The sequence below is a fragment of the Actinosynnema sp. NPDC059797 genome, from assembly GCF_042732085.1.
GTDB lineage: Bacteria > Actinomycetota > Actinomycetes > Mycobacteriales > Pseudonocardiaceae > Actinosynnema.
In genome coordinates this window covers 1-16,629 of sequence record NZ_JBHWIE010000158.1, presented here as the reverse complement: position 1 = coordinate 16,629, position 16,629 = coordinate 1, and the positions used below count along the sequence as shown (strand labels likewise).

Sequence of the window (16,629 nt, the reverse complement as noted above, 5' to 3'; positions counted from 1 at the left end):
CGGGTGCGGGTGCCGTCACCCCGCCCCGGGCTCCTCACCGACCACAGTCAGAAGGCGACCCGGCTCCGGGGCCGCCTTCTCGCTGTTCGGGCAGGACGCGCGGGCCGGGGCCTCAGGCGTGGTCGCGCCGGTGGCCGCCCACGCCCTCGTCGTCCGCCCCGGACCAGAACGCCGGGTCGTACGGGGTGTCGGGCACGACCACCACCGCGTTCGGCGCCACCTCGGCGGGCCGCACCGACCGGGCGAACTCGGCGAGGTCGATCTCCAACCGCTCCACGCTGTTGACGACGCGGCGGGCGGCGGGGGTGTCGGCGCCGTCCGAGCGGAGGGAACCGACCCTCGTGCGCAGTCGCACGACGAGCCGCCGCAGCTCAGCCAACTCGTTCTCGGGCATTCATCTCCCCCTCGACGCGCATTCCCCGTGATCCGGCCAGGTCAACGCTAGGAACCGGTCGGCGGGCCGACAACCCCTAGGGTCCGGCGACCCCGGGTGCCGGCGAATAGGGGTTGTCGCGCGAGCGGCGCCCGACCGGGGTGGTCGGGCGCCGCTCGGGCGTGCCGGTCAACCGGGGTCCGTCACGGGACCGGGTACTCGGCCACGTACACCGGGGCGCCGGTCCTGGTCGTGTCGGCCGGGTCGCCGATGCCGTTGACCACGTGGTCGACGGTGCCCGCGCCCAGGTTGACGGTCATGACGTGGCGCAGCCTGACGCCCGGGGTCGTGGGCACCTCGAAGCCGTTCTCGGTGTGGATGCCCGGGTTGTTCTGGTTGAACACGTACACGCCGCCGCCGTGGAGGGTGTGCCTGCGCACGCGGTCGCCCACCTTGTACCCCGCCCAGCCCTCGACGGAGCCCTTCATCCAGTCCGCCTGCGTCGGCGGGTCGTAGGGCAGCTCGTTCTGGTACAGCACGGTGGTGCCGTCCTCGCCGTTCCACACGGTGTTGTGCCGCTGGAAGTGCTCGACGAACAGGCCCGTCGCGGTCACGCGGTCGCCGTTGACCACGACGCCCGTGCGGCCGGTGTTGGTGTTCCAGCGCTGGGTGTCGGTGAAGCCCTCGACGCCGTGGTCGGCCCGCCACACCCAGGTGTGGTCGATGAGCACGTCGTCGCTGTTGACCTCCAGCGCGGTGTCGGTCCTGCCGACGTGCGGCCCGCCGACGCGGAAGTACACGTCGGACAGCGTGGTCGGGTTGTCCGCAGAGGACCGGTCGCGGCCGTGCTCCTTCCCGACCCGCAGCAGCACCGGCGAGAGCTTCGTGCCGGCGTCGATGGTGACACCGGCGACGACGACGCCCGGCACGCCCGCGACGTCCAGCGGGACCGAGCCGTTCACGGCGGTGAGCGTGGCGTGCCCGATGCCGAGGACGACGGTGTCGGGGCGCCGGACCTCGATGCTGCGGGCGATGTCGTACACGCCAGGGGTCAGCAGCAGGTGCTTGCCCAGCAGCAGGGCGGTGTTGATCCTGCTGACGGGATCGCCGGGCCTGGCCACGTAGAAGTCCCGCAACGGGATCGTGCGACCGGGCGTCGGGCCGTTCGCCCACGACACGCCGCTGGTGTTCCGGCGGGCGGCGGGGACGCGGACGTTGTAGTCGCCCTCGGCGTCGACGAACAGGTACGGCTTCTCGCGGCTCACCGGGGTGGTGTCCAGCGTGGTGTAGGGCGGGTTCGGGAAGTCGGCGTCGTCGGGCGCGCCCACGACCCCGGAGAACACCTGGTTCCACACGCCGTTGGACCAGCCGGCGACCTCGCTGTTCCGGGTCAGCCACTGCTGCTGCGAGCCGTTGGTGACCACCGGGAGCCGGGAGTCGGCGATGAACCCGCCGCTGGCGTACTGCGGTCCCGCCGTGCAGTAGTCCATCAGCGACAGCGAGCCGCCCGTGACGTTGAGCCTGCGCATCGACACGGCCTGGGAGACCGCCCAGAAGTTCGCCGTGGAGCGGCAGCCGTCCTGGCCGGCGGCGTTGACGTTGACGGTCAGGTTGCCCAGGGTGCGCCAGAAGTTGACCAGGGCGAGGCAGTTGGCCGTGCCCCCCTCGGTCAGGCACCGGTTGTAGACCTCGACCTTGCCGTTGATGACGACGTCGGTGGGCGACGCGCCCAGGCCGGCGACCTCGGTGTAGTAGCCGACCTTGAGCTGGAGCGGCTGCTCGGCGGTGCCGTAGTGGCCGGGCTTGAACAGGTAGGCGTACCGCTCCGCGCCCATCTCGTCGTCGACCTGGGCGGCGTGCGCCTCGTCGAGCGCGGCCTGGATCTCGGCGACGGGCATGCCCGGGTCGAAGACCCTGACGTTCACGCCGAGGTCCTGCGTGCCGCGCCGCGGCTGGTCCGCGCTCGCGGCCGGGACGGTCACCGCGGTGCCGGCAGCCGTCGCCAGGACGATCCCTAGGGCGAACAACCTGCCAAAACGCGTGTGAGCGCTCTCACGAATGGGATGGCGTTCGATCGACATCGACCTGCCTCCGAGGGAGTGGGGACAACGGGGGACGCCCACCGCGAGAGCGCTCTCTCAGCGGTTCGTCGAGGTCGGGCGGCGGGCGGCGCGGTTGGCTATTTCTACTCCGTCGAACGCCTCGACGCCATGCCCTCCCGTCCCGGTCTTTCCCGGAATCCCGGGCGCCTCGCGGTGCCCGGCCCGACCCGGTCGACGCCCGGCGCCGGAGAACGGCGGCGCGGTCCGCCGGACGGTCGGGGCGGGGGTGGGACCGTTGCCCCGCACGGGAACCGGTCGCGCGGTGGACCCCGTCGGTCAGGCGCCGGTCGGGATGGCGACGCGCAGCGCGGTCGGACCGCCGACCGGGCTGTCCACCTCGGTCACGCCGTCGAACGCGGCGACGCGCTGCCGGATGCCCAGCAGGCCGGTGCCGAGCGCGTCGTCGGCGCCGCCGCGACCGTCGTCGGCGACCTCGACCCGGAGCACGCCGGCGTCGACGCCCAGCCGCACGGTGATCCGCGTGGCGCCGCTGTGCTTGACCGCGTTGGTGAGCGCCTCGGCCACCACGAAGTAGGCCGCCGCCTCCACCGCGGCGGGCAGGCGCGGCACCGGACCCTCGTCGTAGGAGCACGGGATCGCGCAGTGCGCCACCAGGGACGCCACCGCGCCGGTCAGGCCGCGGTCGGCCAGCACCGGCGGGTAGATGCCGCGCACCACGTCGCGCAGTTCCGCGAGCGCGTCGGAGGCCGCGTTCTGCGCGGTGAGCAGCATGGGCAGGGCCGCCCCGGGCTCGCGGCGCAGCGCGCGTTCCGCCATGCCCAGGTGCATCACGACCGCGACCAGGCGGTTCTGCGTGCCGTCGTGCAGGCTGCGCTCGATGCGGCGCAGCTCGTGGCCGTGCGCCTCGAGCGCTTCCGCGCGCGTCGCCGTGACCTCGGCCAGGCGCTCCACCAGCGACGGCTCGGGCGGCGCGAGCAACGCCGCCTCCCTCCTGGCGAACCAGCCCGCCAGGGGCGACACCAGGAACCAGCCCACCGCCCCGTAGGCGACGGCCGTGGCCAGCGCCACCACCGCGTCGCGCCACGAGGCCACCGGCAGGTCCAGCGTGGCCGTGACACCGGGCGCGAGCGGCCAGACCACCGTGACCACCGCGTTCTGCACGGCGGCGACGGGCGCGCCGACCGCGAACCCGCCCAGCAGCAGGCCGCCGGTGGCCTGGAAGAGCAACCAGGCGACGTCGCGGCGCGTGGCGGGGTTGCCCAGCACCGTCGCCAGGTCCCACCTGCCCGGCTCCGGCGGCGCGGGCACCGGCGTGCCGAGGAAGCGGCCGACGCGGCGGCGCTCGTGCGCCGCCAGCTCCCGGGCCACGCGGGCGACCCGGGGCAGCAGCGGGAGCGTGACGACCAGCGAGACGCACAGGAGCAGTCCGATGAGGACGGCCCACGACACCAGCCCCAGGACCGCGCCGACGGCGAGGAACCGCAGGCCCGGCAGCCGGGAGCGCAACGCGTGACCAATCATCCCTGCCGCTTTCCGGGTGTCGTGGGAGCGCCACCGATGATGGCACACGGTGGCCGGGCCGGGCCGTGCTCGCCGCCCCGCCGCCGCGCCCGACCCGCCCCCCGCCCTACCAGGGTGACGGTCGAGGCGCGGCACGGGCGCCGTGGTGGGATGTGCCCATGCGAATCGTCATCGCCGAGGACGACGCCCTGCTGCGGACGGGCCTCGAACTGCTGCTGCGCGCCGAGTCCCTCGACGTGGTGGCCGCCGTGCCCGACGCGGAGGAGTTCCTGGCGGCGGTCGAGGAGCACCGGCCCGACGTGGCCATCGTGGACGTGCGGATGCCGCCGACGCACACCGACGAGGGCATCCGGGCGGCCGTGGCGGCCAGGCGCACGCAACCCGACCTGGCCGTGCTCGTGCTGTCGGCCTACGTCGAGCAGGCCTTCGCCACCGACCTGCTCGCCCACGGCGCGGCCCGCCTCGGCTACCTGCTCAAGGAGCGGGTGGGGCGGGTCGAGGAGTTCCTGGACGCGCTGCACCGGGTCGCGGCCGGCGGCACCGCCGTGGACCCGGACGTCGTCGCCCAGCTCTTCGCCCGCACCCGGCCCGACACCCGGCTGGAGCGGCTCACGCCGCGCGAGCGCGACGTGCTGGCGCTGATGGCCGAGGGGCTGGGCAACACGGCCATCGCCACGCGGCTCGTGGTCACCGAGGGCGCGGTGCACAAGCACATCCGCAGCATCTTCGCGAAGCTCGACATGACGCCGTCCGACGAGGTCGACCGGCGCGTCGCCGCGGTGCTCCACTACCTGGAGAACTCCTGACCCGGGTCGGGTCGGTCCCGGGCGCGGGCTGAGCGCGGCGGCGGCCGCGCCCCGGTCGCCCGTGGCCCCGGGCGCCGGGGTGACCGCCGCCGCGGGCGTCACGCGCGCACCCCGATGACGTCCACGGGGCGCGCCCGCAGGGCCAGGCGGGTGGGGATGCCGACGGCGGCGAAGCCCAGGAGCGCGGTGACGCCGACGATCGCCAGGTACGCCAACGGCGGCACGGAGGGCAGCGGCGAGCCGGTCAGGCCGATGCTCACCCCGACCAGGGCCGGTGTCGCGGCGGCCGTGCCGACCACCACCGCGATGCCGACCACGAGCAGCGCCTCGACGCGCGTCATCCGCACCACCTGCCGCCTGCCGGTGCCGACCAGGCGCAGCAGCGCGAACTCCCGCGACCGCTCGGCCGTGGCCATGACGAGGGTGTTGACCACGGAGATCGCCAGGTAGCCCAGGACCACCAGCAGCGCGACCAGGCTGGTCCACGACTGCGCGTCGCGCCCGGCCTGACCGGCGGCCTCGATCGCGGCGCGGTCCTGGACCACGAGCCCGGGGAAGCGCTCGGCCAGCGCCGCCAGGCCGGGACCGGCGGAGCCGTCGGTGAGCACCAGCACCGAGTGGTCCAGCCTGGTGGTGGTGTGCGCGGCGAGGACGTCGCGGGGCAGCGTCACGTCGCCGAACCCCAGGCCCCGGTCGTACAGCGCGACCACGGTCGGCCGCACCGCCGTGCCGTCGCCCAGCCGCAGGGCGACCCGGTCGCCGACGCCGACGCCGATCGCCCCGGCGGCCGCCGCGCTGAGCGCCACGGCGTCGCCGCGCAGGGCGGTCAGGTCGCCCTCGCGGGGTCGCAGGTCGAGCGTGTCGCCGAAGCCGCCGCCGGGCAGGCCCTGCGCCGCGTACGCCGTGACCTGCGGGCCGCCGAGCACGGGCTGGTCGACGAAGACCTGGCTGCGCACCACCGGCGTGGCCTGGCGCACGCCGGGCACGGCGGCGATCGCCTCGGTCACCTCCGGCGCGAGACCGGCCGGGCCGGACACCACGAAGTCGGCCACCACCCCGTCGTCGGCCTGGGCGGCCGCCGCCGCGCTCACCGTGGTCTGGGTGAAGAGCTGCACCGACGCCGTGGCCACGGCGAGCACCATGGGGGTGACCACGGTGGCGAGCCGTCGCGCGTTGGCGGCGACGCCCTCCACCGCCAGGTGGCCGCCGACCGGGGACAGCGCCCGCAGCGGGCGGGCCAGCGCCCGGGCCACCCGGCCGACCAGCAGCGGGCCGAGCAGCGCCGCGCCGACCACCAGCAGCAGCGCCGACGAGGCGGCGGCCGCCGCGCCCAGGTCACCCGGCACGAACAGCGGCGTCGTCGCCACGCCCAGCCCCAGGACCACCGCGGCCTGCCCGGAGACGACGCGGGCGCGGCCCAGGCCCTCCGGTTCGACCGCCGCCTCGCGCAGCGCGTCCACGGGCGGCGCGGAGGCGGCGCGGCGGGCCGCGAACCACCCGGCGGCGCGGGCCGTGGCGATCACGAGCAGGACCGCGGCCAGCGGCGGCAGCGGGCTCAGCGCCAGGCCGAAGTCGGCCGGCAGCAGGCCCGCGCCGGCGAACGCGTCGCGCATCAGGTGCGCCGCCGCGAAACCGGGACCCGCGCCGAGCACCGCGCCCGCGCCCGCCGTGATCAGGACCTCCGCGCCGACGAGGCGGTGGACCTGGCGCGGTGTCGCGGCCACCGCGCGCAGCAGCGCCAGCTCCCGGGCGCGCTGCCGGATCGACAGGCCGAGCGTGCCCGCCACCACGAGCACCGCGACCAGCAGCGTGGTGCCCGCGAACGCCAGCGTCAGCGCCACCAGCTCCGAGCGGACCCGGCCGACGTCGGCGAACTCCGCGTCGCCGCGGGCGGCGCCGGTGCGGACCTCGGCGCCCAGGCCGGTCAGCGCGGCCGAGATCCGGCCGGCGAGGTCGTCCGGGTCCACGCCGGGCGCGGCCAGCACGCCGACGACGTCCACCTGGTCGGGGCGCCCGGACCGGGCGCGGGCCTGCTCGTCGGTGAGGAACAGGGCGGGCCGCCGCCCGGTGTCCACGCCGGTCGCCGCGGCGACCCCGGTCACCACGTGCGGTTCCGCCGCGCCGCCGAACGCCAGCGGCAGCCGGTCGCCGACGCGGGCGCCGACCCGGTCCGCCAGCACCGCGTCGAGCACCACCTCGCCGGGTCCGCGCGGCTCGACACCGTCTTGGAGCGCCAGCGGGGTCAGCGCCGCCGAGCTCCAGCCGAGCGCCACCGCGCCCGGCTCGCCCGGCACGACCACCGGCGCGGAGCTCTCCCCGACCGCGCGGGCCACGCCCGGTACCGCCGCGACCCGGGCCACCGCGTCGGCGGGCAGCGGTGCGCGCTCGCTCAGCGGCACGTCCAGGTCCTCGGCCACGGGCAGCGCGACCGGTCCCGAGACGACGACCGCCGCGCCCGCGTACCGCTGCGGGGCGACCCCGGCGCGCAACCCGGATTCGAACAGCACCCCCAGCGCGGTCAGCAGCGCCGAGGCGCACAGGACCGCGACGAACACGCCCGCGAAGCCGCCGAGCCGGTGGCGGATCGAGGCCAGTGCCAGCACCCGCACGGTCACCACTCCCCCAGCTGCGTCATGCGCTCGGCGATCGCCTCGGGCGACGGGTGGGCCAGCGAGCCCGCCAGCCCGCCGTCCCGGAGGAACACGACCTGGTCGGCGTACGAGGCGGCCAGCGGGTCGTGGGTCACCATCAGCACGGTCTGCCCGGTGCCGTCGACGACGTCCCGCAGCAGTTCCAGCACCTGCCTGCCGGTGCGGCTGTCCAGCGCGCCGGTCGGCTCGTCGGCCAGGACCACGTCCGGCCGGGTGATCAGCGCGCGGGCGATGGCGACGCGCTGCTGCTGGCCGCCGGACAGCTGGGCGGGCCGGTGGCCGAGCCGGTCGGCCAGGCCGACGCGCTCCACCACGTGCCGCCGCCAGGCCGGGTCGGGCGCGCCCGCGCCGAGCAGCAGCGGCAGCTCGACGTTCTGCTCGACGGTCAGCGACGGGACCAGGTTGTAGGCCTGGAACACGAAGCCGATCCGGTCGCGGCGCACGGCGGTCAGCCGCTTCTCGTCCAGCGCGGCCAGGTCGGTGCCGCCCAGCAGCACCGATCCCGACGTCGGCCGGTCCAGGCCGGCGGCGCAGTGCAGGAAGGTGCTCTTGCCGGACCCGGAGGGGCCCATCACGGCGGTGAAACCGCCGCGCGGCAGGTCGATCGACACGCCGTTCAGCGCGGTCACCGCGCGGTCGCCCGATCCGTACACCTTCGACACCGCGGACATCCTGATGGCCGGTCCACCGGTGGTGGCGCGCTCCGGCGCCTTCGTCTCGATCACGGTCATGACGCTAGGCAGCGCGGACGCCCGGGACGATCCACCGCGCTGCCCGGTTCGCGGTACAGCCTGCTGCACCACGCCGCCGCACCGCGGGGGCGCTGCGGTCGGCTCCGTCCACTGTGGTGTGACGGCGGCCCGGCCCGGCGAAAATGCCTCGCCCGGGTGGATACGCTGGTCCCGCGGCACCGTCCGCAGGCTCGGCATGGAGGCCCAGTTGTCCGCACAGTCGCCTTACGAACCGCTCCCCCCGCACGTCGACCTGCCTCGCGTCGAACGGGAGGTGCTGGACCTGTGGCGGGAGCGGGACGTCTTCGCCCGCAGCGTCGAGCGGACGGCCGGCGGCCCGGAGTGGGTGTTCTACGAGGGCCCGCCGACCGCGAACGGGATGCCCGGCACGCACCACGTCGAGGCCCGCGCGTTCAAGGACGTCTTCCCGCGCTTCAAGACGATGAAGGGCTTCCACGTGCCCCGCCGGGCCGGGTGGGACTGCCACGGGCTCCCGGTGGAGATCGCCGTGGAGAAGGAGCTCGGGCTGTCGGGCAAGCAGGACATCGAGCGCGTGGGCATCGAGGCGTTCAACGCCCGGTGCCGCGAGTCGGTCCAGCGCTACGTCGGCGAGTTCGAGGCCATGACCGAGCGGCTCGGCTACTGGGTCGACCTGTCGGACCCGTACTGGACGATGTCGCCCGAGTACGTGGACAGCGTCTGGTGGGCGCTGAAGCGGATCAGCGACGAGGGGCTGCTCGTCCAGGACCACCGGGTCGCGCCGTACTGCCCCCGCTGCGGCACCGGCCTGTCCGACCACGAGGTGGCCCAGGGGTACGAGACCGTCGTCGACCCCTCGGTCCACGTCCGGCTGCCGGTGGTCGGCGAGGTGGCCGGGCTGACCGGCGTGGACCTGCTGGTCTGGACGACGACGCCGTGGACGCTGGTGTCCAACACGGCGGTCGCCGTGCACCCGGAGGTCGCCTACGCCGTGGCCCGCACGCCGCGCGGCACGTTCGTGGTGGCGGAACCGCTGGTGGGGGCCGTGCTCGGCGAGGGGGCCGAGGTGCTGGCCGCGCTGTCGGGCGCGGACCTGGCGGGCACCCGCTACCGGCCGCCGTTCGACCTGGTCGACGTGCCCGACGCGCACCTGGTCATCACCGCGGACTACGTGACCACCGAGGACGGCACCGGCCTGGTGCACCAGGCGCCCGCGTTCGGCGCCGACGACCTCGCGGCGGGCCGCGCCCACGGCCTGCCCGTGGTCAACCCGATCGGGCCGGACGGGCGCTTCCTGGCCGACGTCGGCCTGGTCGGCGGGATGTTCTTCAAGGACGCCGACGCGGTGCTCACCGCCGACTTGGCGGCGCGCGGCCTGCTGTTCCGGTCCCAGGAGCACGAGCACCAGTACCCGCACTGCTGGCGCTGCCACACCCCGCTCATGTACTACGCGCAGCTGTCCTGGTACGTCCGGACCACGGCCAGGCGCGCCGAGCTGCGCCGCGAGAACGAGCGCACCAACTGGCAGCCCGAGCACATCAAGCACGGCCGCTTCGGCGACTGGCTGGACAACAACGTCGACTGGGCGCTGTCGCGCAACCGCTACTGGGGCACCCCGCTGCCGGTGTGGCGGTGCGCCGACGGGCACACCACGTGCGTGGGCTCCCGCGCGGAGCTGGGCGGGCTGGCCGGGCGGAACCTGTCCGGGCTCGACCCGCACCGCCCCCACGTCGACGAGGTGACCTTCCCCTGCCCGGAGTGCGGCGCGCGGGCGACGCGGGCGCCCGAGGTCGTGGACGCCTGGTTCGACTCCGGCTCGATGCCCTTCGCCGGGCTCGGCTACCCCTACGTCGAGGGCAGCGTCGAGCGGTTCGAGAGGAGCTACCCGGCCCAGTTCATCTGCGAGGCGATCGACCAGACCCGGGGCTGGTTCTACACCCTGATGGCCATCGGCACCCTGGTGTTCGACCGCTCGGCGTACGAGAACGTGGTCTGCCTCGGGCACATCGTGGCCGAGGACGGCCGCAAGATGAGCAAGCACCTGGGCAACGTCATCGAGCCCGTCCCGCTGATGGACCGGCACGGCGCGGACGCCCTGCGGTGGTTCATGCTCTGCTCCGGCTCGCCGTGGTCGCCGCGGCGGGTGGGCGACGCGCCCCTGGAGGAGATCGTCCGCAAGGTCCTGCTGACCTACTGGAACACCGCCGCCTTCTTCACCCTCTACGCCGGGACCGCCGGGTGGACCCCCGGCACGCCCGTCGCCGCGGACCGGCCGGTGCTCGACCGGTGGGTCCTGGCCGAGCTGGACCACCTGGTCGGGGGCGTGGACGACGCGCTGGAGTCCTTCGACACCGCCGGCGCGGGACGCCTGCTCGCGCAGTTCGTCGACGACCTGTCGAACTGGTACGTGCGCCGCTGCCGCGCGCGGTTCTGGGAGGGCGACCCCGGCGCGCTGGCCACCCTGCACCGGTGCCTGCACGTCCTGACCAGGCTGCTCGCGCCCTTCGTCCCCTTCGTCACCGAGCACGTGTGGCAGCGGGCGATCCGGCCGGGCGACGCGGGCGAGCCCGACTCCGTGCACCTGGCGACCTGGCCGGGGCGGGACCCGTCGTCGGCCGACGACCGGCTGCGCGCCGACGTGGCGCTCACCCGTCGGCTGGTCGAGGCGGGGCGGGCGGCGCGCAAGGCGGCCAAGGTCCGCAACCGGCAGCCGCTGCGGCGGGCCCTGATCGGCGTGCCCGGCGGCGCGGAGCTGCCGGCGGAGCTGGTCGCCGAGGTCGCCGACGAGCTGAACGTCCGCGAGGTGACGCCGCTGGCGCAGGCGGGCGAGGTCGTCGAGGTGACCGCCAAACCCGACTTCCGCGCGCTGGGCAGGCGGTTCGGGCCGCGCACCCAGCGGGTCGCCCGCGCGATCACCGCCGCCGACGACGCCGCGCTGGCCGCCGCGCTGAGGGCCGACGGGCGGGCCACCCTCCGCGTGGACGACGAGGACGTCACCGTCCTCCCGGACGACGTGCTGCTCAACGAGGTGCCCCGCAGCGGTTGGGCGGTGGCGGGCCGGCAGGACGTGACGGTCGCCCTGGACACGGCGGTCACGCCGGAACTGCGCCGGGCCGGCCTGGCGCGCGAGGTCGTCCGGCTGGTGCAGGCGGCGCGGAAGGAGGCGGGTCTGGAGGTGACGGACCGCATCGTGCTGTCGTGGGCCGCGGAGGGCGAGACCGCCGAGGCGCTGCGCGAGCACGAGCGCGACCTCGCCGACGCGGTGCTGGCGGTCGCCGTCACCGGGCACCCGCTCGACGGGGCGCCCGAGGGGGCCGCGGGCGGGGTGCCCGAGGGGGCCGCGGGCGGGGTGCGGGTGGACGAGGACCTCGGGGTGCGGCTGTGGCTGGCCAAGGCGGACGCCGGCACGCCGTGAGAGGTCGGGTGCTGCGCCTCACCGGTGGCCGGCGGGGTGTCCTCGAGCAGGAACCCGGCCGCGCCGGCGCGCAGGGCCCGCAGCACGTGCTCGTCGGCGTCGAACGTCGTCAGGACGACCACCCCGGCCACGCTACCGACCCGGCCGGCTGTCGGGGCGCGGTTCGCGGCGGACCACGCCGAAGTCGGGGAGGCGGGGGACTTCCGCCGACCGCCCGGCAGGGGAGACGCGACCTCGGTCGGGGTCGGGGTACTTCCGTCGGCCGCGCGGCTCGGGACCCGCGACCCCGGTCGGCGCGGGAGGTCCCGACGACCGATGCCCGGGAGCGGTCGCCGCGCATGGCGTCGAGGCGTGCGGAAGACCTTGCGGCTGTTCGGGTTGCTGCTGGTGGCCACGGGGATCAGCGGGACCGTCGACCACCTGGCCGCCCAGCCCTTCATGGGCGTCGTGCTCAACGCCTTCAACCGGTGGGTCGTGCCCCGCGTGGACTTCCCGGCCGGGTACGAGGTCTTCGCCAACCCGACCCTCGCCGCCGCGGGCGTCGTCGTGGTGGTGGCCGCGGGTCAGGTCACCCGGGATCGAGGCGTGACGCGGGCCGGCGCCGCGCTCAGGCGAAGTTCTGGGTGACGGCCGAGCAGCCGGGGCAGGTCGTGTCGGCCTCGTCCGGCACGCCCAGCTCCGCGTACCCCGCCCGCGCCGCCCGCCACGACGGCGCGGCCGCGGCGTGGTCGCCCGCCGCGCACTCCGCCCGTGCCGCGCCGTGGTGGGCGCGGGCCCGGTGGTAGCGGTCGTCGGTCTGCGCGGCCTGCCGGAAGTACCACAGCGCCCGCCGCGGCCTGCCGGTCGCCAGGGCCAGTTCGCCGAACTCCAGCAGCGCCCCGGCGCGCAGCCGCGGGTCGTCGACGGCGTCGGCGATGGCCAGCGCCACCTCCGACTGCGCTTGCGCCTCCTCGTGGCGGCCCAGTTGCCGCAGCACCGAGGCCAGCCCGCACCGGCACTCGCCCTCGTGGCGCTGGTCGCCCAGCTCGCGGAACCGGTCCAGGGCGTCGCGGTGGTGCCCGAGCGCCCGGTCGAGGTCGCCCAGCCGGTCGTGGACGTGCCCGAGGTTCAGGGTCGTGGCGGCCCGGCTGAAGCGGTGGCCCAGCTCGTCGGCCAGCGCCTGCGCCAGCAGGCAGTGCTCCAGCGCCTCCGCGTCGTGCCCCAGGCGCAGGTGGAAACCCGCCACCGCGTTGTGCGCCACGAGGTCGCCGAGCGGGTCGTCCAGCCCCCGCCGGAGCCGCAGCACCCGTTCGCCCTGCTCGACCGCGTCCCGGTAGCGGCCGGCCAGGTAGTGGACGATCGCGGTGTTGGTCAGCGTCCGCACCACGCCCGTCCGGTCGCCCAGCTCCTCCCGCAGCGCGAAGGCCCGCTGGTAGTGCTCCAGCGCGGTGTCGTGCCGCCGGGCCGTGTAGTGCGCGGTGCCCAGGCTGTTGAGCAGCTCGGCCTCGGCGCGCCGGTCGCCCAGCACGCGCGCCGAGGCCAACCCCACCAGGTGGGTGGCGACCCAGTCGTCGACCAGGCCGCGGGTGAACATGTGCCGCCACAACGCGTGCGGCAGCCGCCAGGCGTGCTCGTGCAGCCCGGCCTCGGCCGCGAACCGGCAGGCGGCCACCAGGGCGGGCCACTCGGCGTCCAGCCACGCCACCGCCGCCGCGTGGTCGGGGAACCCGCCGGCGCCCGTGCCGCCGGTCTCCACCGCGCGGGCGGCGGCGGTCGCCCGGTCGACGTAGCGGTCCAGCACCCGGACCGCGGCCCGGTCGCGCTCCTCCGCGCCCGCCTGCTCGACGGCGTACGCGCGCAGCAGGTCGTGCGGCCGGAACCGGTCGAGCCCGCTCTCCTCCAGCAGGTGGCCGGACACCAGGAGCGCCAGCGCGCGGCGGGCGTCCTCGACGGGCAGGTCCGCCGCGACGGCCGCGGTGTCGGCGTCGAAGTCGGGTCCGGGCAGCGCGCCCAGCGAGCGGAACACCAGGGCGGCGGTCGGCGGCAGCACCCGGTAGGACCAGGAGAACACCGCGCGCACGGTGGCCGACGGGTCGTCGGACTCGGACAGCAGGTCCAGCCGCCGCGCCTCGTCGGCCAGCCGGTCGGCCAGGTCCGCCAGGCCGACCGACGGGCGGCGCGCGGCGCGGTGCGCGGCGATCCGCAGCGCCAGCGGCAGCCCGCCGCACAGCCCGACCAGGCGGGCCGCCGCGCCCGGCTCGTCGGCCACGCGCGCCGGGCCGACCACGCGGCGCAGCAGTTCGAGCGCGTCCCGCTCGGGCAGCGGCAGGACCGGGACGACCCGCGCGCCGTCCCGGGTGGCCAGGCCCACCAGCTCGTCCCGGCTGGTCAGCACGACCGCGCAGCCCGCGGCGCCGGGCAGCAGCGGCCGGACCTGCTCGGCCGACCGCGCGTTGTCCAGCACGAGCAGCAGCCGGCGGCCCGCCACCAGCGAGCGGAACAGGTCGGCGCGCTCCACCTCGTCCTCGGGCACCCGCTGCGGGTCGACGCCCAGGGCGCGCAGGAACCTGGCGAGCACCACCCGGGTCGGCACCGGGTCGTCGGCGGAGTGGCCGCGCAGGTCGGCGTGCAGCTGGCCGTCCGGGAACCGGTCGACGACCCGGTGCGCCCAGTGCAGCGCCAGCGCCGTCTTGCCCACGCCCGGCGCGCCCACCAGCGCGACCACCACCGGCGCGGCGCCCGCCCCGTCGAGCAGGTCGTCCAGCGCCCGCAGGTAGTCCTCGCGGGCGGTGAACCCCCCGACCGGCGCGAGCAGCTGCCGGGGCGTCGGCACCGGCTCGGCCGCGTCGGCGGGGAGCCTTTCGTGGACCTGCCGCAGCGCCGCGCCGCCCGGGGTGTCCCGCAGGTCCCGGACCAGCCGTTCGGCCTCGTCGCGCCGCCCCGACCGGTGCAGGGCCGGCACCAGCGCCCTGGCCAGGCGGACCCGGTCCCGGTGCGCCGCCACCGCGTCGGCCAGCTCGGCCACCACCTCGCGGTGCCGGCCCAGGTCGAGGTCGGCCTCGAAGCGGTCCTCCAGCGCGGTGAGGCGCTCCTCGGCCAGCAGCGCGGCGAGCCGCCGGACCAGCGGGCCGCGGGCCGCGCCCGCCAGGGGTTCGCCGCGCCACAGCGCCAGGGCCTCGCCCAGCAGGCGCCGGCGGGCGGCGGGGTCGGCCGCGTCGCGGGCCCGCGCGACCAGCGCCCGGAACCGGTGCGCGTCGACCGCCTCGGGCGCGACGTCGAGCCGGTGGCCGTCGGCCGTGGCGACCAGCGCCGCGCCGTGGTCGCCGAGCAGGTCGCGCACCCGGTCGAGGCAGGACCGGACGACGGCGGGCGCGTCCGCCGGCGGCTCGTCCCACAGGGCCTCCGCGAACCGCTCCTCCGGCACGGGCCGGGGCGCTTCGCAGGCCAGCACCGCCAGCACCGCCGACACCGCCGGCACCGACCGCGGTCCCGGGTCGGCGACCGCGACGCCACCGACCTCCACCGGCCCGAGGACGCCCAGCCGCAGCACCTGGTCCAGTGACGAGGGCGCGGCGCCACCGGGGCGAGGCGGGACGAGGGCGGGGTCGGCGGTGAGGATCCGCTGGTGCAGCCGCCGCAGCTCGGGGCCGGGGTCGACGCCCAGCTCCTCGGCCAGCCGCGCGCGCACCAGCTCGTGGTGGGCGAGGGCGTCGGCGGTGCGGCCCGACAGGTGCAGCGCCAGCACGAGCTGCCCGGCCAGGCGCTCGTCCAGCGGGTGGGCCGCCGCGCGGTCCGGGAGCACGGCGGTCAGCTCGGCGTGCCGGCCGTGGCGCAGCATGAGGTCGGCGTGGTCCAGCTCGGCGTTGTGGCGCTGCCGCTCCAGCGCGCCGCGGGCGGCGACCAGCCACGGGGTGTCCAGGCCGGCGAACGGTTCGCCGCGCCACAGCCCCAGCGCCCGCTCCAGCAGCGCCATCCGCCGCTCGTCCGGTCCCGTGCGCGCCCGACCCACCAGGTCGCGGAAGAGGTGGACGTCCACCGCCGAGGGGTCCGCGGTGAGCACGTACCCGGCGGACGCGCGCTCGACGGCCACGTCCTCGACGGCCGACAGCACGCCGCGCAGGCGGTGGAGGTAGCCGTACAGGGTGTTGCGGGCCCGGCGCGGCGGCCGGTCGGCCCACACGCGGTCGACCAGCTCGTCGACGGTCACCACCCGGTTCGCCTCGACCAGCAGCACGGCCAGCACGGTGCGCTGCCGCGCGTGCCCCAGGGCGAGCGGCGTGCCGTCCAGGAACGCCTCGACGTTCCCGAGCAGCCTGAACCGCACTCCCGATCCCCCTCGCCAGGACGCGCGCCGCGGCCGGGACCGCACGCGTTCACGTGCGACTCACCTTACCGGGGCGCGCGACCCGGAAACCGCGTGAGCGGCGTCAGGACAGCTCCTTGCCGAACAACAGCTTCCAGGGCATCAGCGCGGATTCGAGCTGCACCGCGAAACTCATCTTGGAGCTGCCGACGACGCGCTCCTCGAACCTGATCGGGACCTCGACGATGCGCATGCCGTGCTTCACCGTGCGGTGGTTCATCTCGACCTGGAACGCGTAGCCGTTGCTCCGCACCGAAGCGAAATCGATCTTCCGCAGGGTGGCCGCGTGCCACGCCTTGAAACCGGCGGTGGCGTCTTTCACGCCCAACCGCAGGATCGCGTTGACGTAGAAGTTCGCCCACGCGGACAACAGCTTGCGGTGCCACGGCCACTCGCCGGCGACCGAACCGCCCGCGACGTAGCGGGAGCCGATCACGACCGCCGCGTCCGAGTCCGCCAGGGCGCGCACCATCGCGGGCAGGGCGCCCGCCGGGTGCGACAGGTCGGCGTCCATCTGGACCACCACGTCCGCGCCGCCGTCCAGGGCCTTCCCGATGCCCGCGACGTAGGCGCGCCCCAGGCCGTCCTTCTCCGTGCGGTGCAGCACCTCGACCGGGACCGGCCCGTCGGCCGCGAGGGCGTCCGCGACCTCGCCCGTGCCGTCGGGCGAGTTGTCGTCGACGACCAGGACGCGCAGGTCGGGCAGCCCGAGACCGGCGAGCGAGTCGACCAGCTTCGGCAGGTTCTC

Annotated in this window: 10 protein-coding genes and 1 pseudogene; 3 read left to right on the top strand and 8 right to left on the bottom strand. The window is 76.1% G+C overall.

Annotated elements, in window-relative coordinates:
* Positions 1 to 112: 112 nt before the first annotated feature.
* The 3 genes from ACFV4N_RS27525 to ACFV4N_RS27515 form a co-directional block, all read right to left on the bottom strand.
* Entirely contained in the window at positions 113 to 394 is a 282-nt protein-coding gene (locus tag ACFV4N_RS27525) for an Rv0250c family protein (RefSeq protein ID WP_499675498.1), read from the bottom strand.
* 182 nt (positions 395 to 576) lie between these two features.
* Complete coding sequence (locus ACFV4N_RS27520; protein ID WP_499675497.1) at positions 577 to 2,400, bottom strand: pectate lyase-like domain-containing protein; 1,824 nt, start codon at positions 2,398 to 2,400, stop codon at positions 577 to 579.
* A gap of 351 nt (positions 2,401 to 2,751) precedes the next feature.
* Positions 2,752 to 3,957 (bottom strand): sensor histidine kinase, encoded by a 1,206-nt coding sequence (locus ACFV4N_RS27515; RefSeq protein WP_499675496.1) that lies wholly within the window; start codon positions 3,955 to 3,957, stop codon positions 2,752 to 2,754.
* A gap of 158 nt (positions 3,958 to 4,115) precedes the next feature.
* On the opposite strand from ACFV4N_RS27515, the gene ACFV4N_RS27510 reads away from it, so the two are divergent.
* Positions 4,116 to 4,763: a response regulator gene (locus ACFV4N_RS27510; RefSeq protein WP_499675495.1), complete on the top strand. Its 648-nt coding sequence runs from the start codon at positions 4,116 to 4,118 to the stop codon at positions 4,761 to 4,763.
* A gap of 98 nt (positions 4,764 to 4,861) precedes the next feature.
* Here ACFV4N_RS27510 and ACFV4N_RS27505 read toward each other — a convergent pair whose 3' ends face one another.
* Positions 4,862 to 7,372, bottom strand: a complete 2,511-nt coding sequence (locus tag ACFV4N_RS27505) for an FtsX-like permease family protein (RefSeq protein WP_499675494.1) — start codon at positions 7,370 to 7,372, stop codon at positions 4,862 to 4,864.
* 2 nt (positions 7,373 to 7,374) lie between these two features.
* Complete coding sequence (locus tag ACFV4N_RS27500) at positions 7,375 to 8,085, bottom strand: ABC transporter ATP-binding protein (RefSeq protein ID WP_499675499.1); 711 nt, start codon at positions 8,083 to 8,085, stop codon at positions 7,375 to 7,377.
* Between the two features lie 268 nt (positions 8,086 to 8,353).
* Between ACFV4N_RS27500 and ileS the strand changes: the two genes are divergently transcribed.
* The gene (gene ileS, locus ACFV4N_RS27495) at positions 8,354 to 11,539 is read left to right on the top strand and encodes an isoleucine--tRNA ligase (RefSeq protein ID WP_499675493.1); all 3,186 of its coding nucleotides are present in this window, start codon (positions 8,354 to 8,356) and stop codon (positions 11,537 to 11,539) included.
* 29 nt (positions 11,540 to 11,568) lie between these two features.
* Here ileS and ACFV4N_RS27490 read toward each other — a convergent pair.
* Positions 11,569 to 11,661, bottom strand: a pseudogene (locus ACFV4N_RS27490) (DNA-binding response regulator); the annotation flags it as partial.
* Between the two features lie 229 nt (positions 11,662 to 11,890).
* Between ACFV4N_RS27490 and ACFV4N_RS27485 the strand changes: the two are divergent.
* On the top strand, positions 11,891 to 12,166 hold the full coding sequence (locus ACFV4N_RS27485; protein ID WP_499675492.1) for a hypothetical protein: 276 nt from the start codon (positions 11,891 to 11,893) through the stop codon (positions 12,164 to 12,166).
* Here the strand turns inward: ACFV4N_RS27485 and ACFV4N_RS27480 are convergent.
* Entirely contained in the window at positions 12,147 to 15,842 is a 3,696-nt protein-coding gene (locus tag ACFV4N_RS27480; RefSeq protein ID WP_499675491.1) for an AfsR/SARP family transcriptional regulator, read from the bottom strand. The genes ACFV4N_RS27485 and ACFV4N_RS27480 overlap by 20 nt on opposite strands.
* A 103-nt stretch (positions 15,843 to 15,945) precedes the next feature.
* Positions 15,946 to 16,629: polyprenol monophosphomannose synthase (locus tag ACFV4N_RS27475; RefSeq protein WP_499675490.1), on the bottom strand; the 684-nt coding region annotated here is incomplete at its 5' end.